The sequence below is a fragment of the Streptomyces sp. NPDC058773 genome (genome assembly GCF_042746015.1).
GTDB lineage: Bacteria > Actinomycetota > Actinomycetes > Streptomycetales > Streptomycetaceae > Streptomyces.
This window is the reverse complement of sequence record NZ_JBHYPE010000029.1, coordinates 82,029-102,137: the sequence shown is the minus strand read 5'-3', so window position 1 is coordinate 102,137 and position 20,109 is coordinate 82,029. Positions and strand designations below refer to the sequence as shown.

Annotated in this window: 21 protein-coding genes; 8 read left to right on the top strand and 13 right to left on the bottom strand. The window is 72.6% G+C overall.

Going from position 1 to position 20,109, the window contains the following annotated elements:
- Positions 1–120 precede the first annotated feature (120 nt).
- Positions 121–1,107 (bottom strand): alpha/beta hydrolase, encoded by a 987-nt coding sequence (locus ACFW5B_RS24000; RefSeq protein WP_386443103.1) that lies wholly within the window; start codon positions 1,105–1,107, stop codon positions 121–123.
- Positions 1,108–1,422: 315 nt separating this feature from the next.
- On the opposite strand from ACFW5B_RS24000, the gene ACFW5B_RS23995 reads away from it, so the two are divergent.
- Together ACFW5B_RS23995 and ACFW5B_RS23990 are read left to right on the top strand one after the other, a co-directional pair.
- Positions 1,423–3,474: an ATP-binding protein gene (locus ACFW5B_RS23995; RefSeq protein WP_386443100.1), complete on the top strand. Its 2,052-nt coding sequence runs from the start codon at positions 1,423–1,425 to the stop codon at positions 3,472–3,474.
- A gap of 127 nt (positions 3,475–3,601) precedes the next feature.
- Entirely contained in the window at positions 3,602–3,811 is a 210-nt protein-coding gene (locus tag ACFW5B_RS23990) for a hypothetical protein (protein ID WP_386443097.1), read from the top strand.
- A gap of 133 nt (positions 3,812–3,944) precedes the next feature.
- Here the strand turns inward: ACFW5B_RS23990 and ACFW5B_RS23985 are convergent, their stop codons facing one another.
- Positions 3,945–4,595: a DedA family protein gene (locus ACFW5B_RS23985; protein ID WP_386443094.1), complete on the bottom strand. Its 651-nt coding sequence runs from the start codon at positions 4,593–4,595 to the stop codon at positions 3,945–3,947.
- Between the two features lie 225 nt (positions 4,596–4,820).
- Complete coding sequence (locus ACFW5B_RS23980) at positions 4,821–5,276, bottom strand: DUF4442 domain-containing protein (RefSeq protein WP_386443091.1); 456 nt, start codon at positions 5,274–5,276, stop codon at positions 4,821–4,823.
- Positions 5,277–5,526: 250 nt separating this feature from the next.
- Here ACFW5B_RS23980 and ACFW5B_RS23975 point away from each other — a divergent pair, with 250 nt between their 5' ends.
- On the top strand, positions 5,527–6,810 hold the full coding sequence (locus ACFW5B_RS23975; protein ID WP_386443114.1) for an MFS transporter: 1,284 nt from the start codon (positions 5,527–5,529) through the stop codon (positions 6,808–6,810).
- Between the two features lie 36 nt (positions 6,811–6,846).
- Here ACFW5B_RS23975 and ACFW5B_RS23970 read toward each other — a convergent pair whose 3' ends face one another.
- The 4 genes from ACFW5B_RS23970 to ACFW5B_RS23955 all read right to left on the bottom strand — a co-directional run bounded on the left by ACFW5B_RS23970 (position 6,847) and on the right by ACFW5B_RS23955 (position 10,239).
- A complete protein-coding gene (locus ACFW5B_RS23970; protein WP_386443088.1) occupies positions 6,847–7,701 on the bottom strand; it encodes a spermidine synthase in 855 nt (284 codons plus the stop codon).
- Positions 7,702–7,756: 55 nt separating this feature from the next.
- Positions 7,757–8,599 carry a patatin-like phospholipase family protein gene (locus ACFW5B_RS23965; protein WP_386443086.1) on the bottom strand — a complete coding sequence of 281 codons (843 nt, stop codon included), beginning with the start codon at positions 8,597–8,599 and terminating at the stop codon, positions 7,757–7,759.
- Between the two features lie 169 nt (positions 8,600–8,768).
- Positions 8,769–9,941, bottom strand: a complete 1,173-nt coding sequence (gene tuf / locus ACFW5B_RS23960; protein ID WP_386443083.1) for an elongation factor Tu — start codon at positions 9,939–9,941, stop codon at positions 8,769–8,771.
- Positions 9,942–10,050: 109 nt separating this feature from the next.
- Entirely contained in the window at positions 10,051–10,239 is a 189-nt protein-coding gene (locus ACFW5B_RS23955; protein WP_386443081.1) for a hypothetical protein, read from the bottom strand.
- Positions 10,240–10,358: 119 nt separating this feature from the next.
- Here ACFW5B_RS23955 and ACFW5B_RS23950 point away from each other — a divergent pair, with 119 nt between their 5' ends.
- The 3 genes from ACFW5B_RS23950 to ACFW5B_RS23940 all read left to right on the top strand — a co-directional run bounded on the left by ACFW5B_RS23950 (position 10,359) and on the right by ACFW5B_RS23940 (position 12,705).
- Entirely contained in the window at positions 10,359–11,060 is a 702-nt protein-coding gene (locus ACFW5B_RS23950) for a TVP38/TMEM64 family protein (RefSeq protein WP_386443078.1), read from the top strand.
- A 193-nt stretch (positions 11,061–11,253) separates the two neighbouring features.
- Positions 11,254–12,126, top strand: coding sequence for an undecaprenyl-diphosphate phosphatase (locus tag ACFW5B_RS23945; protein ID WP_386443075.1), 873 nt, complete (start codon positions 11,254–11,256; stop codon positions 12,124–12,126).
- Between the two features lie 54 nt (positions 12,127–12,180).
- Positions 12,181–12,705, top strand: a complete 525-nt coding sequence (locus ACFW5B_RS23940) for a hypothetical protein (RefSeq protein WP_386443072.1) — start codon at positions 12,181–12,183, stop codon at positions 12,703–12,705.
- A gap of 58 nt (positions 12,706–12,763) precedes the next feature.
- Here ACFW5B_RS23940 and ACFW5B_RS23935 read toward each other — a convergent pair whose 3' ends face one another.
- Positions 12,764–13,723: an SDR family oxidoreductase gene (locus ACFW5B_RS23935; protein ID WP_386443069.1), complete on the bottom strand. Its 960-nt coding sequence runs from the start codon at positions 13,721–13,723 to the stop codon at positions 12,764–12,766.
- Positions 13,724–13,770: 47 nt separating this feature from the next.
- On the bottom strand, positions 13,771–14,622 hold the full coding sequence (locus tag ACFW5B_RS23930; protein ID WP_386443067.1) for a hypothetical protein: 852 nt from the start codon (positions 14,620–14,622) through the stop codon (positions 13,771–13,773).
- Positions 14,623–14,865: 243 nt separating this feature from the next.
- Here ACFW5B_RS23930 and ACFW5B_RS23925 point away from each other — a divergent pair, with 243 nt between their 5' ends.
- Positions 14,866–15,732 (top strand): hypothetical protein, encoded by an 867-nt coding sequence (locus ACFW5B_RS23925; RefSeq protein WP_386443064.1) that lies wholly within the window; start codon positions 14,866–14,868, stop codon positions 15,730–15,732.
- Here the strand turns inward: ACFW5B_RS23925 and ACFW5B_RS23920 are convergent.
- From ACFW5B_RS23920 to ACFW5B_RS23905, 4 genes are all read right to left on the bottom strand, one after another.
- The gene (locus tag ACFW5B_RS23920) at positions 15,729–16,607 is read right to left on the bottom strand and encodes a hypothetical protein (protein ID WP_386443061.1); all 879 of its coding nucleotides are present in this window, start codon (positions 16,605–16,607) and stop codon (positions 15,729–15,731) included. The genes ACFW5B_RS23925 and ACFW5B_RS23920 overlap by 4 nt on opposite strands.
- Before the next feature lie 148 nt (positions 16,608–16,755).
- Positions 16,756–16,986: a hypothetical protein gene (locus ACFW5B_RS23915; protein ID WP_386443059.1), complete on the bottom strand. Its 231-nt coding sequence runs from the start codon at positions 16,984–16,986 to the stop codon at positions 16,756–16,758.
- Between the two features lie 2 nt (positions 16,987–16,988).
- Positions 16,989–17,240 carry a DUF6400 family protein gene (locus ACFW5B_RS23910; protein WP_386443056.1) on the bottom strand — a complete coding sequence of 84 codons (252 nt, stop codon included), beginning with the start codon at positions 17,238–17,240 and terminating at the stop codon, positions 16,989–16,991.
- A gap of 289 nt (positions 17,241–17,529) precedes the next feature.
- Positions 17,530–18,234 (bottom strand): helix-turn-helix domain-containing protein, encoded by a 705-nt coding sequence (locus ACFW5B_RS23905; protein WP_386443054.1) that lies wholly within the window; start codon positions 18,232–18,234, stop codon positions 17,530–17,532.
- A 292-nt stretch (positions 18,235–18,526) separates the two neighbouring features.
- Here ACFW5B_RS23905 and ACFW5B_RS23900 point away from each other — a divergent pair, with 292 nt between their 5' ends.
- The gene (locus ACFW5B_RS23900; protein ID WP_386443051.1) at positions 18,527–20,053 is read left to right on the top strand and encodes an APC family permease; all 1,527 of its coding nucleotides are present in this window, start codon (positions 18,527–18,529) and stop codon (positions 20,051–20,053) included.
- Positions 20,054–20,109: the final 56 nt, after the last annotated feature.

Below are 20,109 nucleotides of genomic sequence, written 5' to 3'. Positions count from 1 at the left end.
CGGATCAACGTGCTCTTCGCGATGCTCCGCGACAGCACCTTCTACGAACCCCGAACCCCACGCCTCGCTTGACGAAAGACATAGAGGCACCCCCCGCGCGTCCGGCCAGGCGACGGTGCGTCACACCGACGGTACGGGGCCCTGCATCCGCTCACTGATCCAGTGCAGCGAGTCGGCCATCCGCCGGATGTAGGTGTGCCCGCTGTGCCCGCCGTGCGGTATTTCGAAGAGCGTGGAGTGGACCGGCCCGCCGGTGTAGTCCTTGATGAAGCGCTTCACATCGGGCACCGCCGCCTCCCTGCTGCCGAGCTCGAAGGCGAGGTAGACCGGCAGTCCGTGGCCCGCGGCCAGCCGCCGTGCCAGGTGGCGGGGGTCGTTGGCGCGCATCTCGTCCGGATACCCCTGCCACAGCGGTGAATCCGGCGCGGTGTCCGGACCGTTGACGACGGCCGCCTTGAACTTCCGCGGTTCCTTGAGGACCGCCTTCAGCGCGGCGAAGCCGCCGGAGGAGGACCCCATGAAGGCCCAGCCGTCACGGCTGTCGTACGTACGGAAGTTGGCCCGCGCGAAGTCCGGTACGTCCTCGGTGAGCCAGCTGCCCATCTTGGGCTGCCCCGGGATGTCGCTGCCGTCGTAATACGTCCGGCCGGGATTGAGCACCGGCATCACGACGATGAACGGCAGCGTCCGGCCCTGCCGCGACCACCGCGCGATCCGCTCCTCCAGCGCGAAGTCCGCCCCGGCCCAGTAGTTGAACGGATAGCCGTAGGCACCGGGCAGCGCGATCAGCACCGGGAAGCCGCTGCGTGCGTACCGCGCCTGGTGGTACTGCGGCGGCACCCAGGCCCATATGTCGCCGGTGACACCGGACTTGCGGCCGTGCCACGTCGTCCGTACGACCCGGGTGCCGTCGCCACCGGTCGTACGGAACGCGGTGAAGGACGAGCGCGGGCCGCGGGGCGGCACCATCCGGGGCTGTCCGTTGAGGGCGTCCGCGGCCGGCCGTCGGGGCACGCTCGCCGCGTCGACGGTGTTCCGTCCGGCGCAGCCGGCCAGGAGCCCCAGGGCCACCACACTCACCGCGACGCGGACGCGCAGGCGCTTCATCGGGACGTTCTCCTCGGTTCCTCGGGCCGGCCGTGGTTCCTCGGGCCGGCCGCGGGCAGTCACGCTGCCACTGCGGCACCGGTCGCACGACACGACGGTGAGATCGTCCGCAGCGCCCCCGGCCCCGTCTTCTGCCACGCTGACCTGCCGATCCGCACTCCCCGCGCCCCACTTGACCGTCCCGGCACGTCAATTGCACCGGCCACGTTTCCCTCGTTCGATGAGGCCACGGGTTGTTTACCGGTCGGTCGGTTCTGGCAAGGTTGGTTCCCACTTCCGAAGGGCGCGGCATTGTGCCGTGGTTGGGGATGACGGATGACCGCGAGGGCCGATCGCCGGCCACTGCCCGGCGTAGTGGGACGGGCAGTTGAGCACGATCTGGTGTCCGGGCTGCTGCAGAGCGCCCCGCTCGTGACACTCACCGGAGCCGCGGGAGTCGGCAAGAGCGTGCTGGCCCGCGCCGTCCTGGAGGAACACACCGCCCGGCACGACGGCACGGTCCTCCGGGTCGGCTGCTGGGACGGACCGGCCGAGGGCGGGCTGGTGGCGGCGCTGCTCCGGGCGGCCCAACCAGGGGACGGCGCCCGCCGGGACAGTGCGACGGCTCTCGTCCGGCGGACCGCCGGGTCCCGCGTCGGCGAGCCGGTGCCCGGCGCGGCAGGGCCGCCGGATGTCCCAACAGGGCCTGCTCCGGCGGACGATACGGCGATCGCCGGGCTCGCCGCGCACTGCCGGCGCCATCGCTCGACCGTGCTGCTGGACGACTGCGACCCGCTGCGCGACGAGTGCGCACGGCTCGTACGGCAACTGCTCCGGGCCGATCCTGCGTTGCGCATCGTGGTGACCGCGCGGGGCGCGCTCGGGCTGCCCGAGGAGCGGGTGGTCGAGCTCGCACCGCTGCCGGTGACCCTGGGCGAGGGCACCGCCGGCCCCGCCGTCGAGCTGCTGGCCGCGCGGGCCGGAGCCGCCGCGCCGGAGCTGCTGGCGGCGGTGTGCCAGGCCCTGGAGGGCTCGCCGCTGGCGATCGCGCTGGCCGCGCAGCAGCTGGACCGGATGTCGTTGCCGCAGCTCGCGGCGCAGGTGGGGGCGGACGGCCCGCTGTACTACTCGGGGCCCGCGGCGACCGTGCGGCACACCTCGCTGTACGCCGCGCAGGCCGCGGGTTACGCCCTCTGTTCGCCCACCGACCGGCGGGTCTGGGCGCGGCTCTCGGTGCTGCCCGGCGACTTCGATCCCTGGCTCGCCGGTTGTGTCTGCACCAGCTGTGACGTTCCTGCGGCCGCGGTCGACGGCGCGCTGGAGCGGCTCGTCGGCGCCTCCGTCCTCGAACGCGTACGGGACGGCGGCGCGCACGACGACACCGGCGCGGCGCTGCCGCCGCGCTACCGACTCCCCCGCGCCGCCCGGGACTTCGGGCGGACGCAGCTGCGCGAGGCGGGCGAGGAGTCCGCGGCGCTGCGCCGGTTCCGGCAGGCCTGTGCAGCGCTCGCGGCCGAGGCACAGATCGCCTGGCAGGGCCCGGACCAGCAGGTCGCCGTGCGCCTGGTGGCGGACGAGCGGACCAATCTCGACGCGGCGCTGACCCGGCCCCCGCAGGACGCGGAGGATGCGCTGGGCGCGCTGGAGATCGCGGTGTCGCTGTGGTTCCACTGGGCGGCCTGCGGCCACCGCCGGGAGGGCCGGGCGCATCTGGACCGGCTGCTGCTGCTCTCCCGGGACGACACCGCGCTGCGGGCCAGGGCGCTGTGGCTGGCCGGATATCTCGCGGCGCAGGAGCATGCGCCCGGCGCCGCGGAAGCGCTGCTGGACCAGGCGTGGACGGCGGCCGTGATGCATGCGGACGCCGACGGGCTGGCCCGTATCGCGCATGCGCACGGGGTACTGGCGCTGCGCCGTGGGAACTCCGCGGCGGCGGTGGCCTGTCTGGAGGAGGCGGCCGGGCACCGCTCCAGGGACCCGTGGTTCGGTCCGGGGCCGGCCCACAGCTGGGCGCTGCTCGCCCTCGCCCTGTCCTCGCTCGACGCGGAGCGGGCGCAGGCGGCGGCCCGGCACGCCTGGGAGAACCGGCACTCGGACGGCGACTTCTGGCTGTACTCGACCGTCCTCTATGCCTGTGCGGCGACCGAGCGCGTCCATGGGAAGCCGGGGGCGGCGCTGGAGGCCTGCCGTAAGGCGCTGGCGGCCAAAAAGCTCATCGGGGACCCGCTGTTCATCGCCGGCGCCCGCGAGATGGTGGCCGGTCTGCGGCGTGAGGTGCGCAGCGGGGAACCACTGCCGGACCCTCCGCAGGAGGACCCGTGGTGGCGGCCCGGCGGACCGGGCGTACCGCCGCACCCGTTCTTCTCACGGCTGCGGGCGGGGCCTTGAGGGCCGGAACGGCCGGTGCCCGCCCGGCACCGCCCCGGCAGTTGACCGCCCGGCGACTGAACACGCTGTGTGACGGGAGCGCCACTTTCAGGATGCGGCGATGACGGGCCGGCCGCATGCTGGGCGTATGAAGCGTGCCCCCGTGATCGTGCATCCGCCCTGTACGGGCGGTCGCCGTGTGACGCTCTACGGACAGGATCTGGGACGGGCGCTGCGCCCCGGTGACGTGGCCGCGATACTGCGCCGGGCCGGTTTCTGTGCCACGACCTTCGTCTGGGACGACACCGGCGTCTTCGAGTGGCGGAACGGCGGACCCGACGTCTGGCTGATGCCCTGAGGCGGCAGCCCTTCGCGCCGGGCCCGAAAGCCTCTTGCCCGTGGCCGTGTTGCACCACCGATACGGTCAACTGCCCGTTTTCACGGACAGTCGTCGCGTACGGCCCCTAGGACACGAGCCGCCGTCCGGACGCTCAGTCGACCGTCGCCGCGACCGGGCTCTCCGCCGCCTCGCGGGCGGCGGCGGCCTTCTTCGCCCGGTGCTTCATGAGCAGGAAGGAGCAGAGGCCGAAGAGCAGAGCGGCGACCAGGCCGAGCCAGGAGAAGCGCTTGAGCCAGGACTCGGCGACGATGCCCACGCTGTAGATCAGCGCGGTCGTGCCACCGGCCCAGACGATGCCACCGAGGACGTTGGCGATCAGGAACTTCCAGTACGGCATCTTCAGCACGCCGGCGAGCGGTCCGGCGAAGATGCGCAGCAGTGCGATGAAGCGGCCGAAGAAGACCGCCCACATACCCCACTTGTCGAACTTCGCCTCGGCCATCGCGACATGGTCGGGGCCGAAGTGCTTGGGGAACTTCCGGCCCGCCCACTGCAACAGGGGCTGGCCCCCCTTGCGTCCGATCAGGTACCCGATGGAGTCACCGATGATCGCGCCGGCGGTCGCACAGGCGCCCAGCACGTACGGATTGATGTGATCCTGGGTCGCCGCGAGGATCGCGGCGCTGACGAGGACGATCTCACCGGGCAGCGGGATACCGAGGCTCTCCAGTCCGATGACCACCCCCACCAGGAGGTAGACGCTCACGGCCGGTACCGACTCGAGCCACTCCTGGATGTGCAACGCCGATTCCTCCGCTGGTGTAGGGCCCCGTGGGCCGTGACCCGACATCCGTGAACACCGTGCCGGTCGATCCCCTGGCGCACCGCAGCGCGCCCGGGAAGCGTACTTGATCGGGCCACCCCGGGGCCGAATCCACGTGCGGTACGCAACATCTGGCGTCCGGACGCGACGACGGCCCGCCGCGCGGTGCACGGCGGGCCGCGAGAGGCCCCATGGAGCGGCGGCTCACTTATTGGGGCGCAGGGTCCACACGATGCTCATCTCGCCGGTCACCGCGCCGTCCTCGCGGGTGATGGCGATGTTCACCGGGAATTCGGGGCGCTCCCCGGCGTCCAGCTCGGCGACGACCTCGGCGACCGGCCGGCCCAGCTCGGCGGTGGCGATGACGGGCCCCATGGCGAGCTTCTTGTAGCCGATCTCGGCGCGTACGGCCAGCGGCACCGCGCGGCCGAGCTGGTCGCCGAAGGCCGCCATCACGATGGCGCCGCTCGCCGACTCGGCGAGGGTGAACATCGCGCCGGCGTGCGGGCCGCCGACGTGGTTGTGGAAGTCGGGCTGGTCGGGCAGGCGGACCACGGCGCGCTCGGCGGTGGTCTCGGTGAACTCGAGGTTCAGGGTGCGGGCCATCGGCACGGATGCCGCCATCATTTCGCCGATCGACGGCAGGGTCTCGGAGGACATGGAGTCATGTTACCTAGCGGTAGCTTAGGTGTGAAGAGCCGGCCTCGGCCGGTGCGTGCCGTAGCCGTACAACGAGTGACGCCCCGCTGCCGTCCGCTGCCCCGTCCCGCATATCGTTGACGCCCATGTGGGCAGGACAACAGCACAGCGGAGCCGGGCGGATGACGTGTCCGGCACACCCCGGGCACCGGCCCGACGCCTCGGGCAGGCAGCGGTCCGCCACGGCACCCTCCCGGCCGGTGCGGTCTTGGTGAAGGCCGTCCCCGCATGGGCGGGGCGCAATTTTCTGCTGCTCACGGGCGCCACGGTGATCGCGAACCTCGGCAGCTCGGGCGCGCTGATCGCGACCGCCTTCGCGGTGCTCGGCGCCGGCGGTTCCGCCACCGATGTCGGCCTGGTCGCCGCCGCGCGGACGGTCCCGCTGCTCTGCTTCCTGCTGATCGGCGGCGCGGTCGCCGACCGGTTCCCCCGGCATCGCGTGATGGTCGCCGCGAACGCCCTCAGCTGTGTTTCCCAGGGGTTGCTGGCGCTGCTCGTACTGGCCGGGGAGCCGCGGCTGTGGCAGATGGCGCTGCTGGCCGCGCTCGGCGGCACGGGGCAGGCGTTCTTCGCGCCGGCCTCCGAAGGCATGGTGCTGGCCGGCGTCTCCGGCGACCGGGCGGGGCGTGCCTTCGCCGTGTTCCGCATGGGCATGAACGGCGCGAACATCGGCGGTGCGGCGCTGGGCGGCGCGCTGGTCGCCGCGGTCGGGCCCGGCTGGGTGCTGGCCGTCGACTCCGCCGCCTTCGCTCTCGCTGCGGCGCTGCGCGCCTTCCTCGACGTCCGCGGGGTCCCCGAACGGGCCCCCGGCGGCGGGATGCTGCACGACCTGCGGGACGGCTTCCGCGAGGTCGTCTCCCGCCCGTGGCTGTGGGCGGTGGTGGTGCAGTTCTCCCTCGTCAACGCGGTGGTGGCGGCCGCTGAGGCGGTCTACGGACCGCTGGTCGCCGAGCAGCATCTGGGCGGCCCCGGGCCCTGGGGGCTGGCGCTGGCCGCGTTCGGGGTGGGCACCGCGGCGGGCGCGCTGCTGATGACGCGCGTCGCACCCCACCGCATGCTGCTGACCGGGGTGCTGTGCGTCTTCCCGCTCGCCCTGCCGTCCGCCGCGCTCGCCGTCCCGCTGCCCGCGGCCGGGCTCTCCGCGATCATGTTCGGCACCGGAATCGCCATCGAGGTCTTCGCGGTGACGTGGATGACGGCGCTGCACCAGGAGATCCCCGAGGAGAAGTTCTCCCGGGTCTCGTCCTATGACTGGCTCGGGTCCCTGGCCCTGGTCCCGGCGGCCACCGCGCTGGCCGGCCCGGTCCAGGACCTGATCGGCCGGAGGGCGGCGCTGTGGGGCTGCTCGGCGCTGATCGTGCTGCTGACGGCGGCGGTCCTGTGCGTGCCCGGTGTCCGGCGTCTGACGCGGCGTACGAGCACGGAACCGGCCGCCGGGGCACCGGCCTCCCGCGCGCCCGGTGCGGCGGAACCGGACCCCGCGGGGACGGAGTGACCGGTCACGGCGGCCCCGCGCCGGAGCGGACCGGGCTCAGCCCACGCTGAACGCGCCGTCCGGCGGCACCGGGGACGCCACCACCTCGGCGTCGCCCACGGGGGCCGCGTCCGCGATCAGCCGCCGCAGCGTGGTGCCGTGTTCGACGCGGGCGGGGAAAACGTCACCGGCCGTCCGCCGGGCCAGGGCGGCGACGGGGAGCGGCGCGCGCGAGGCGAGCAGCACGGCGTTGCCGAACCGGCGGCCGCGCAGCACCGAGGGCTCGGCGATCAGTGCCAGATGCTCGAAGACGGTGGCGAAATTGGCGAGTTGGCCGCGCAGAAAGCCGAACGGGGCGCTGTCCGCGAGGTTGGCCGCGTAGCAGCCGTCCGGTCGCAGCACCCGCGCGGCGGCCCGTGCGTATTCGACCGAGGTGAGCTGGGCCGGTACCCGTGATCCGCCGAAGACATCCGCCACGATGACATCGGCGCTGTCCTCCGGCGCCGCCTCCAGCGCCGTACGGGCGTCCTCGGCATGCACGGTGATCCCGCAGGCGCCGGGCAGCGGCAACCGCTCGGTCACCAGGGCGAGCAGCCCGCGGTCGGCCTCGACGACGTCCTGCCGGGAATGCGGACGGGTGGCGGCGAGGTAGCGCGGCAGGGTCAGCGCTCCGCCGCCCAGATGCAGCACGTCGAGCGGCCGTCCCGGTGCGGCCGCCTCGTCCAGTACGTGTGCCAGCCGGCGCACGTACTCGAACTCCAGGTGGGCGGGGGCGTCGAGGTCAACGTACGACTGCGGTGCGCCGTCCACGGTCAGCAGCCAGGCGCGGGGCCGGTCGACGTCCGGCAGCAGCTTGGCGGTGCCGCAGTCCACGGTCCGGGTGACGGGTATCGGCTCGGGTGCTTCGTCCACGGCCCCATTGTGCCGGTGCGGCTCCGCGCTCCTGCTCCGGGCACGGGGGCGCCGGTCAGTCCGACCAGACCCGCCGGATCTCCGCCGCATGGACGGCGGCCTGCCGGCGTCCCGCGCGGGCCGCGTCCGCGCGCTTGGCGGGGTCGAGGACGTTGCGGCCGAACGCGGACCGGGCCGCGCGGTCGGGCGTGAGCACGGACACCCGGGCGCCGTCCCGCGCCAGCCGCTCGCCCTGCGCCCGCGGTCCGGCGATCGGCCCGCCGGAGGCCGCCATCGGCGCGACGACCACCACCCGGCCGTATCCGGTGGCCAGATCGGCGTTGGCGGTGGAGTGCACCCCACCGTCGATCCAGCGCGTGCCGTCGATGCTGACCGGCGGATAGATGCCGGGGACCGCGCAGCTGGCGCCCACCGCGTCGAGCAGCGCCACCCCGCTCGTGTCGTCGAACGCGGTGCGCTCCCCCGTTGCCGCGTCCACCGCGGTGATCATCAGCCGGCGGGCCGGCCAGTCGGTCATCCCCAGGGTCCGGGCGATCACCGCGCGTTGTTCCGCCTCGGGGACCGTACGGGCCGCGAGCGCCAGCTTCCCCATCCGTACGCCGAAGGAGACCGTGTCGCGGGAGCGCAGCGCGATGGCCGCGAACCGGGCGAGCGCGGCCGGTCCCATCCGGGCGGCCGGGCTGCCATCCGGTACGGCGAGCTGGCGTCGGTACATCTCCTCCAGGGGCAGCTGCCGGGAGGTGAGCTGGGCGCCGACGACCGATCCGGCGGAGGTGCCGATGACGACATCGGCACCGGCAAGGTCCACACCGGCCTCGGCGAGCCCGGCGAGCATCCCGATCTCCCAGCCGATGCCGGTGAGCCCGCCGCCGCCCAGGACCAGTGCCGTGCCCGCCATGGGGGTCTCCTTCGCGCCGCCCGTCCGGCCGGCCGCCCGCAAGGCGCGGCGCGGCCGGATCGCCCTCGTCATCCGTGGCGAGCAGTCTCGCACTCCGTCTGTCCCCGGGACAGCGAGCGGCTGCGCCCGGCACCGGGGAGGCGCCGGGCGCACTTGCTGACCTGCGGTCCTACTCCTCGACGGTGCGGACCGTGCCCGCGCCGACGGTCCGGCCGCCTTCACGGATGGCGAAGCCCAGACCCCGCTCCAGCGGCACCTCGCGGCCCAGTTCGACCGACACCGTCACCGTCTCGCCGGGACGGGCGATGCCCCGCTCGCCGAGGTCGAGGTCGCCGACCACGTCCGCGGTACGGATGTAGAACTGCGGCCGGTAGCCGGTGGAGAGCGGCGTCCGGCGGCCGCCCTCCTCGGTGGAGAGCACATACACCTCGGCGGTGAAACGGCGCCGCGGTGTGACGCTGCCGGGCGCGGCGACGACATGCCCGCGGCGCACCTGGTCACGGTGCACCCCACGCAACAACAGCGCGACGTTGTCGCCCGCCTCGGCGGACTCCATGGGCTTGCCGAACGTCTCCAGACCGGTGACCGTCGTCTCGGTCTCCGCGCCGAGCACCTCGACCCGGTCGCCGATCCGCACCGTGCCGCGCTCGACGGCTCCGGTGACGACCGTGCCACGCCCGGTGATGGTCAGCACGTTCTCCACCGGCAGCAGGAACGGCGCGTCGACATACCGTTCGGGCATCGGGACATAGGTGTCCACGGCGTCCAGCAGCGCCTCGATCGCCTGCGTCCAGCGCGGGTCGCCCTCCAGGGCGCGCAGCCCCGAGACCCGTACGACGGGGACGTGCTCCCCGTCGTAGCCGTGGCCGCTCAGCAGTTCGCGCACCTCCAGCTCCACCAGGTCGGTCAGCTCCGGGTCGCCGGCGTCGGCCTTGTTGAGGGCCACGACGATGTGCCGGACGCCCACCTGCTTGGCGAGCAGCACGTGCTCGGCGGTCTGCGGCATGATCCCGTCGAGCGCGGAGACGACCAGGATCGCGCCGTCGAGCTGCGCCGCACCGGTCACCATGTTCTTGATGAAGTCGGCGTGGCCGGGCATGTCGACATGGGCGTAGTGCCGGGTGCCGGTCTCGTACTCGACGTGCGAGATGTTGATGGTGATGCCGCGGGCGGCCTCCTCCGGGGCCCGGTCGATCCGGTCGAACGGCACGAACGTCCCGCTCCCCCGGTCGCTGAGGACCTTGGTGATGGCCGCGGTCAGGGTGGTCTTGCCGTGGTCGACGTGGCCCATGGTGCCGATGTTGAGGTGCGGCTTGGTGCGCACGAATGCCGTCTTGGGCATGGTGTTCTTCCTCGCAACAATGCGGTGAGAACGGCGACTTGGCGCCGTGGGGACCCCTGGAACCGGCCGACCCTCCCCCTGCGGGGTCCGCCGGACGATCCGGAGAGGGTCAGCTTCGTGCGCCGTCGGTCGCTGCGGCGGCCGGGACGGCGGCTGCTGCGACGGCGGTGGCCGCGGCCACCGCATCGGCGCCTGCGGGTGCGAAGTCCGCTGCGGCGAGGGCCGCGAGGGGGTCGACGGCAGCCTTCGGCGCGTCCGCGACTGCGGACGGGAGCGCGAGGAAGGCGTACCGGGACATGCGTCCTATGGTGCCGGTCGGCCGCCCCGGCGTCGAACGATTTATCCGGCCCCGGAGGCGGCAAGGCGGCGGCGTGCCTGGGGACGCCGCTTGGCACCGCCGTCGGTTACGCTCCCGGAATGCTCCCGCCCGCCGCAACGCCCGACGGCCTCGCCGCGCGCTGCTCGCGTGTGCTGTTCTCCCCCTGGGCCCGGCTGGGGCTGCTGCTGGCCCTGCTGGCCTGCGCCGCGGCCGCGATGCTGCTGTGGCGGCCGCAGCAGCTCCTCACCGACGGCTGGCCCGACCGGCTGTCCGGCCCGACCGCCCTGCTGGTCTTCGCCGCGGCCTACGGCGGGTGCACCACCGCCTTCGTGCCGCGCCCGGTCCTCAATCTCGCGGCGGGTGCCCTTTTCGGAGGCCAGGCCGGACTGGCCGCCGCCCTCGCCGGGACGGTGCTGGGCGCCGGGATGGCCTTCGGGCTCGGCCGGCTTCTCGGGCAGGACGCTCTGCGTCCGTTGTTGCGAGCCCGCTGGCTGACCGCCGCCGACCGGCAGTTGAGCGAGCACGGCTTCCGCTCGATGCTGGCCCTCCGGCTCTTCCCCGGGTTGCCGTTCTGCGCCACCAACTACTGCGCCGCGGTCTCCCGTATGGGCTGGCTCCCCTTCCTTCTCGCAACAGCGCTCGGCAGCATCCCGAACACCGCCGCGTACGCCATCGCCGGTGCGCGGGCCACGACGCCCACCTCGCCGGTCTTCCTCCTCGCCCTGGGCTTCATCGCGGTCAGCGGGCTGGCCGCGCTGGTGGTGGCCTGGCGCAAACGGAAGGCGCTGCGCGGGCGCTGAACGCGGCGGTGCGGGCGCCGGATTCCGCCGCTGCCCCGGGGTGGGCAGGGTACGAACAGGCCCCTTTGCCCGCCCGGACATGGCCGGACGTTACGCTGCCCGGGTCGGCGGTGATCTGCATCAGCCGCCACTGTCCGCTTTCTCCCGTCTCGCGCAGGTCAGCGCTTGATCACCCTTGGATAGCGTATTTTCCATGTCTTGGTTTGAATCTTTCGTCCTCGGACTTGTTCAAGGGCTGACCGAGTTTCTGCCCATCTCCTCCAGTGCACACCTCCGTTTGACCGCGGCGTTCGCCGGCTGGCACGACCCCGGTGCGGCGTTCACCGCCATCACCCAGATCGGCACCGAAGCGGCGGTCATCATCTACTTCCGCAAGGACATCGGGCGGATCATCTCGATGTGGGCCCGCTCCCTGGTCAACCGGGAGTTGCGGCACGATCACGATGCGCAGATGGGCTGGCTGGTGATCGTCGGCTCGATCCCGATCGGTGTGCTGGGCATCACGCTCAAGGACGCCATCGAGGGCCCGTTCCGCGATCTGCGGCTGATCGCCACCACCCTCATCGTCATGGGCGTGGTCCTGGGCATCGCCGACCGGCTGGCCGCCCGCGACGAGACCGGCGGCCGGCACCGCGCCGCCAAGCAGCGCAAGACCCTCACCGACCTCAGCGTCAAGGACGGCCTGCTGTACGGCGTCTGCCAGGCGATGGCGCTCGTCCCCGGTGTCTCCCGCTCCGGCGCCACGATCAGCGGCGGTCTGCTGATGGGCTACACCCGCGAATCCGCCGCCCGTTACTCCTTCCTGCTCGCCATCCCGGCCGTACTGGCCTCCGGCGTCTACGAGCTCAAGGACGCCGGCGAGGGGCACGTCTCCTGGGGACCCACGGTCTTCGCCACGATCATCGCCTTCGTCGTCGGCTATGCGGTGATCGCATGGTTCATGAAGTTCATCTCCAACAAGTCCTTCATGCCCTTCGTCATCTACCGCATCCTCCTGGGCATAGCCCTCTTCGCCCTGGTCGCGGCGGGCACCCTGTCGCCGCACGCGGGCGAGACGGCGGGCTAGAACAGCCCCGCCCCGGTACGTGCCTGCCAGGGTCCGCGCCATAAGGTGCCCCGCATGGACTCCTTGATCACCGCCATCCGCGAACACGACGACGCCACCGACTTCCTTGCCTGGCCAGGCGATTTCGAGCTGGGCCGAGGCGATCACGTCGAGGAGGTCCACCTCGCTTCGGGTGCCGCGCTGGAGGGTTTCGCGGGTGACGGGGCCGGGGGCACCTTCTTCTTCTGCGGCGAGGGCGGCGAGGAACGCCCGGTCCTGTACGCGGACTCCGAGGGAGGGGCCGCCCTCCTCGCGATCGGTCTGCCCGAACTCCTGCGACTCCTCCTGGTCGCCCCGTGGTGGCGCGACTGCCGCACATTCACCGAGGAGGAGAGCCGGGAAGTCGCAGCGGACTACCTGGAGGACATGCCGGACCTGCCGGCCCAACGGGGCCGCGCCGCCACGGCCCTTGGCCTCACCCTTCCCACGGAGGCGGACGCCTTGGCCCGCATGCGGGAGGTGGCCGTCGAGACCGGCAAGGACTTCGTCCTCGTCTACACACCGGAAGACAAGCCCTACTCTCCGTTGATCACGAAGTGACGTCCGGTGGCCCGGCCCCGCGGTACCGCCGTGCCACGAGGCGGCGCACGAGGAACCGTCAGCGATAGCCGGTGTCATCGGCGGGGCGGCCCGGGTCCTGCACCTCGACGAGGTAGCGCCAGCAGTCCGGCTGGGTGCCGTCGGTGTCGGTGAACCCGTAGAGCGGGGCGAGTTGCCCGCTGGAGACGACCTGGCCGGTCCAGCGGGCGACATCCGGGTCGGCGGCGAGCGCGACCACCGCCCGTGCGACATAGACCGGGGACTCGGCGATGCAGAAATGCGGCACGTCGGCGGTCGCGTCCCGCCAGTTGCCCTCGGTCACACCGAACGCCTCAAGCATCTTCTCCGAGCGCAGCCAGCCGGGGGTCACGGCGACGGCGGAGCCACGGTACGGGGCGAGTTCATGGCTCTGGGCCAGCGTCATCCGCTGCACCGCCGCCTTGACCAGGTCGTAGTAGAAGCCCTCGTGATGGCGGTAGGCGGCGTTGTACTCCGCGGTCCCGTCGGTCATCTCGATCACCAGCCCGCCGGGACGCCGGATGAGCAGCGGCAGCGCGTGATGACTGGTGATCGCGTGGGTGTCGATGCCCATACGCAGCATCCGCAGCCCGCCGCCGAGATCGTGCTCCCACAGGGTGGTGCCGAACTGCGCGTAGGCGTCGCCACCGAAGATGTCGTTGACGAGGAGGTCGAGGCGGCCGTGATCCCGGTCGATACGCCCGACGAGGTCGCGGACCTGATCGCTGTCCAGGTGATCCACCCGCAGGGCCGCGCCGGTGCCCCCGGCCGCGGCGATCAGCTCACCGGTCTCCTCGATCGTCTCCGGCCGGTCGATCTCCGACCGGCCGGCGGTCCGACTGCTGCGCCCGGTCGCGTACACAACGGCGCCCGCGCGCCCGAGTTCCACCGCGATCGCCCGCCCGGCACCCCGGGTGGCGCCGGCCACCAGCGCCACCTTCCCCTCCAGTACTCCCCCCGGCCCACCCGGCGCCCCCGCCCGCGCGTCCTCCCTCCTCATGGCGCGGCCTGCTTCCTTCCCGTCATCCGCCAGAAACCGTGCCAATATCAGGAACTCAGGTGGTACTGGGCCCAGGGCTGATGGGCCGCCACCGGCTCCTCGTGCGAGGGGGCGAGGGTGCCCCACGGGGCGAGAGCACTGTCCCATTCGGAGGCCAGGGCGGTCATGTCCGGCACGGACTCCGGCGACGGCATCGTGCCCGTGTGCCATGCGGACGCCATGTGATGCCCCGAGGCCGCGGCGTTCCAGGAGGCCGTCTGCTGTGCGGGGATGCTGTATTCGGATTCATGAACGTCGGCTCCGCGCCGATGGCGTCCCGCATGGGTTTCCACCGGCCCCGGGTAGAACCGCCCCTGGGCGGAGAGCTGTTGGGCCCGGGTAACCAGGCGGGTGAGGTCGAGCCCGAATTCAGCGGCGAGTTCGCGCAGGTCCACCCCGGTCTGCCAACTGCCGATGAGCACCGCGTCCATCGCCGGGGACCAGGTCTGCTCCGGCGCCCCCACACCGCCGGTGGCCTCGCGGGTGGCGCCGGCCGGGCGCGCTCCGGCGGGCGGATTCTGGTGGGAATAATCAACCGCGGGTTCCGGCGCCGGAGCGGCCTCCTCGGGCTCCCGCGGGGGCGCGGCGGGCGTGGCGGCCGCCAGCAGCTCGTCGGCGACGGCGCGGGCGTCCTCCTTGCCCACCGTGCGCCGGGCGATCCGCACTTCGCGCTCGTTCAGACCGAACAGGCCGGCCACCGCGCCGGTGCTCCCCACCGTCACCGCGAACGCCGCCAGCACCCGCGACCGGTCGGCCTGGGCTTCGTCAAGCCTGGCCTGCGCCTCGCGCACACGCTCGTCACCCAGGCAAAACGCTTCTGCCAGGACGGCGTTGCGGTCCCACAACTCTCTAGGATCCATACCCATTCAACGGCTCGTGGCACCAGGTGTCCCGATCGGGCGCAGTAAAGCACCCCAAAGCACCCATCGAACCACCAGATGAAAATCGTCCTGAATGCGCGGCCGCGGACCGCCCCGGACCCCATCTGGCGTCACATGCCCTGGCCAGAGGCCCGCGTAAAGACGCAAGACCGATTGTCAGTGCCATGAGTTACGGTCTGGATCAGTCGCATCTTCGCATTTCCAGGTGTTCATGGGGGGACCATGGCTCAGCGCTTCCGTATCTCGTCCCGCGTCGCCGGGGCGCTGCTCACCGCCGCCGCGCTGTGCGGCACGGCGGCGTGCTCGGCCGACGGCCCTTCCGATGCCCGCTCCGCCGCGTCGCAGCGCCCCGACGCGGCGACGGTCGCCGCGGTGCGCAGGGCCGTCGACAAGGACGCCGCGCTCAACTCCCTGTCGTATCGCGTCTCCGGCAAGGTCCCCGGGCAGGGGACCGTCGAGGGCAAGGCATCGTCCAGCCTCCGTCCACGCGCCGTCGACATGCGGATGACGGCGTCCGGGGGCTTGAAGGAGGGCGAGTTCTCGGTGCGGCTGCTGGGGGACGCGGTGTATCTCGGCGGGGGCGGGCAAGCGGCTGCCCTGCTGGACGGCAAGCACTGGCTCAAGCTCGCCATGGCGGACGCGGGGGCCGACGCCTTCGGGGGTATGCAGCGGCAGGCCGACCAGGACCCGGCGGCGCAGGCGTCGTTGCTCCGCCGGGCCGATGACGTCAGGAAGGTCGGCGAGGAGACCGTCGACGGGGTGCGGACGACGCGTTACGCGGGGGTGGTCGACGTGGCGGAGCTGCCGGAGGAGCGGGGCGTCGCGGGTCCGCCGGCTGCCGGGCGCCGGGCGAAGGTCATCGAGCAGTATCAGCAGCTCGGGGTGGGCAAGCTGCATCTCGATCTCTGGGTCGGCCCCGGCGACCGCACGGTGCAGTTCCGTGAGCGGGCGAAGGCGGCTCAGGGACCGCTGGACGTGACCATACGGATCCTCGACCGCGGCAAGCCGGTCACGGTCCAGGCGCCACCCGCCGCCGACACGATGGATCTGGGGCGGAAGCTCAAGGAGAGGGGGCGGCAGGGGGCCTAGGCTCCGGGGTCGCGTCGTACCGGCTCGTCGAGGTGGGGCAGGCCGATCGGGTTGGGGAACGGGAGGACATCGGCGGCCAGGATGCGCCGGACGACGGGATCCAGGCCCTGGAGCAGTCGCTCGGTCTCCGCTTCGGGCAGCGCGCGCAGCAGTCGGCCGGCCAGCCGGTCGGTCGCCTCCTCGATGCGCTCCCGTTCCCGTCGGCCGTGGTCGGTCGCGTCGCCGTATGCGTCCACGAGGCCCCGGGAGCGGAGCCGGTCGGTTGCGGCGGCCCACTCCGCCTCGCTCCAGCCGCGGTCCTCCCGCATGGTGTCCTTGGGCACCCGACCGGACGCGGCGGCCAGGACCAGCGCCTCGCAGCCGTCCAGGCCCTCGTCGGCGAGTACGGCGTGGTGTGCGTCGCCCCGGAACTCCCGGACGGTGGTGGCAAGTTGCCACAGGCGCTCGACGGGGTCGGCGTGGTCGCAGAGGGCGCGGTTGGCGGCGAACAGGGGCCGTGCGGTGGCCGGTGCGTCGTCGACGACCGCCTGGAGCGGGGGCAGCAGCTCGGCCGCCGCGTGCTCCAGACCGGGGTCGATCCCGCGCAGGGCGTCCGCCGCACGGCTGCCGCGCTCGTCGAGCGCATGGGCCGGGCTGACGATGCCCCAGGCCGCCGGCAGCGCGCGGGCGACCATGCCCGGGGCGAACACCCCGAGGACGGCCGTGGCCGCCGCCGGTTCCACCGCCCCCAAGGGTGCCGTGCGCGAGGCGAAGTACCCCATCCAGAAACCCTTGAGACCGAGGTCCTTGCCCAGGTTGCGGCACCGCTCGTCGAAGTAGCAGACCGCGTGCAGCGGCTCGGTCAACAGCCAAAGCGATCGTGCTTGCAGCTCCATGTCCCGCACGCTACCGCCGCCCGTCGCCGGGCGCAGCGCACCTGAAGGGAAAGGCCGCGAGCGGCGCCCCGTCGGCGGACCCGGTCCGCGTCGAGAGCCGACGGCCGGGGAGGGGCCGGGCCTGGGCCGTCCGCCCGCGGGACTGGCGTCAGCCGTCGTTGCGGCCGCCGGCCCCGAAGCCCGACTGCCAGGCCCACAGATGGGTGCAGTTGGGGCACTGGAGATGCAGCACGCTGCCCTTGTTCGACAGGAGGTAGCGCCAGTGGTCGGCGCAGGTACGGCCGTCGAGGCAGGTCGCGCAGCCCTGGTGGTCCTGGCAGCGGGGGCAGGGGACCCAGGCCCGGCGGCCGATGTCGGCGGTGGGGTCGAGCGGCAGCATGCTCAGGCCTGCCCGGAGGCCGGCAGCACCCCGGCGGCGACCAGCGCGTCGTAGGTGGCCTGCTGCTCCGCGTCCAGGCCGGAGTAGAGGAGCCGGTATGCCTCGGCCTCGCCCTCCATCGCCGCGATGGGGTCCCAGGTGTCACCCAGGGCCGCAAGGACTTCGGCCCGCCGCCGGGTTTCGTGCGCGGTGAGGTCGACCTCGAATGTCTGAGGCTCCGGTATCCGGGGTTCCGAGGTGTTGCGGTCGTTCATGGTGCGCGTCCCATGCCACTTGCGGATGATTCGGACGTGTCTATCAAGTGGGGCGGCACTGAGGAAGCGTCAGGGGGGAAAGGGGCAGTTCGGGGGCCGGGCGGCGGCACGGGTGAGTGCAGAGCGTGAGGTGGCGAATCGGAATACAGGCGAACAATTCGGAAATATAGGGCGGAGAATTTTTCACGGTATGCCTTCTATCGGCTACCCATCCGGTAATTCTCTGCGTGAGGGAATTCATCTCCCGCGCCGCGCCCGCCACGAGGGCGACAGGGGCTCGCCCCGCCCCTCACCCCGACCGCTCCGCCACCTCCTGGCGCATGGCCGCGATGAGCAGAGCGAGGGCGGACTCGACGGCCGAGCCTCCCATGAGCGGCAGGTGCTCGCGTACGCGGTGCAGGACGGGGAAGTCGTCCGCGGGCAGGTTGCCGTACTCCTCCTGCCAGGCCTGTTCGTCGGCCGCGCGCTGGGCGGGAGCCAGCCGCAGGACGCCGGCGTCCATGGCCGCATGGCCCAGGGCGGTGTCGACGAGGGTGTGGTAGTGCCGGACGGCGGTGGCGTCGTCGAAGCCGGCCTGGAGCAGCAGCCCGATGCCCGTGTCGACCGTGCGCTGCTCATGGGGCCGGCGGGTGACCCGGACCGTGCTGAACGCGGCGATCTGCGGATGGCGCAGCGCGGAGCGGTACGCGCGCATTCCGAGGTCGTGCAGATCGGCGGCCCAGTCGCCGCTGGGGGCGAAGTCGGCCATGGACTCGCCGATGAGGCGGTCGGCCAGGGCCAGCAGCAGATCCTCGGTGTTGCGGAAGTAGCGGTAGACGGCGGAGGGATCGGCGCCCAGCGCCGCGCCGAGTTTGCGCACGGTGAAGGCCTGCGTCCCCTGGGCGTCGATGAGTTCGCAGGCGGCGTCGACGATGAGATCGGCCGACAGGACCACGCCTGAACTGGTCCGCCGTCGACGCTTGCGCTCGACCGGGACGCGCTCGCTCTCCGCCACGCAGAACCCCTCCGCTTCGCTCCGGCCCCGGCCCCTGACCCTTCCCGGAGCCAGTTAATCACCAGGTTACGTCAACACCGTTGACACAAGATTGAACGGCCTGTTTCATCGGCGGACATACACGGACCGCCGCGGTGCCGCATCCCGCACCACCCCCTTCCGTACGAGGCGGCCGGGCCCCGATCCCTGGGCCCGGCCCGCGTCGCCCTGCTCCGCCACCCCCGCCCGCGCCTCCCCGTTCCCCCAGGTCCGGCCGCGACCGGACCGGCCCGCCGTCCAAGGAGTGAGTGCCATGCCTTCCGAAGTGCAGCAGGACCCCGGCCCGGCGCGTATGCGCCGCTCGCTGGGGGTGAAGGACGGGGTGGCGATCGCCGCGTCGAGCACCGCCGCGACCACCAGCATCGGTATCGGCATGGGCACCCTGGCGGCGTACGCCGGCCGGCAGACGCCTGCCCTGTTGCTGCTGGCCTTCGTGCCCATCCTCGGTATCGCGCTGTCGTACGCCCGGCTCAACCGCAGCGAGCCGAACTGCGGCAGCGGCTACACCTGGGTGGGCCGGTCCATCGGCCCCTGGCCCGGCTTCCTGACCGGCTGGGTGGTGCTGGTCGGCAACGTGATCTTCATGGCGTATACGGGGGCGGTGACCGGCTCCGTCGTGCTCCAGTTCCTCAACAAGCTGGGCCTGTACAGCGTCCTGGGGCTCCGACTGGACCCGGCCTCGACCGGCGTCAGCACCGCCGTGGGCCTGGTCGCGCTGGTCGTCGTCACCGTCACCGCCATCACGGGCGTGCGGGCCGCGACCCGGCTCCAAATGGCGCTGCTGATCTTCGAGTACGCGGTCCTGTTGGTCTTCTGCGGCTACGCCCTGCTCATAGGCGACCAGCCGTTCTCGCTGTCCTGGCTCAACCCTCTGGAGATCGGCTCGCCGCAGGCGGTGGCCCAGGGGATGGTGCTGGCGGTGTTCTTCTACTGGGGCTGGGACGCCGCGTTCAGCGTCAACGAGGAGACCCGCAGCACCTCCGACGCGGCCCGCGGCGGACTGATCGCGCTGGTGGTGATGATGGGACTGTTCCTGGTCGGCGCGCTCGCCTTCCAGCGGGTGATGAGCACGGGGGAACTCGTGCACAACGGGCCGCAGGCGCTCACCTTCCTCGGCGCCAAGCTGGCCCCGGAGCCCTGGGCCTCGCTGCCCCTGGCCGCCCTGATGTGCTCCGCCTTCGCCTCGCTCCAGTCGAGCGTCATCCCCACCGCCCGCGGCACGCTGGCGATGGCCCGTGACCGGACGCTGGGCCCGGTGTGGCAGCGCGTGCACCCGCGCTACGGCTCGCCCGCCGTGGGCACCCTGCTGATCATGGCCCTCGCCGCGCTGCTCGCCGTGCTCGCGGTCGGCATCCCCAAGCTCAACGACATGATCCTCACGGCCGTCAACTCGATCGGCCTGACCGTCGCCCTCTACTACGGGCTCACCGCGCTCGCCTGTGCGGTGCGCTTCCGCGACAGCCTGCGCGCCGGGGCCGTGCGCGCACTCCGGGACGTGGTCGTGCCGGCAGCCAGCGCACTGTCGCTGTTCGGGCTCGGCGGCTACCTCGTCTGGGACTACGCGACCATGAGCGACCACTTCGAGGCGAGCCCCGACAACGGCTGGTTCATGCTGCTGCTCCCCGCCCTCTTCATCCTGGCCGGACTGGCGACCGCCGCCTGGGCCAAGTGGGTGCGCCGCGCCCCGTACTTCCGCACCGGCCGGGGGACGGACGCCGATGCGCTCACCTTGCCGATGGACGGGGACGGCCGCCCGGTCCCGAGTCCCGTGGAGGGCTGACCACCCCGGATCCATCCCGAACCCCTTTCCCCCACCCGTCCGGGCCCTCGCGGCCA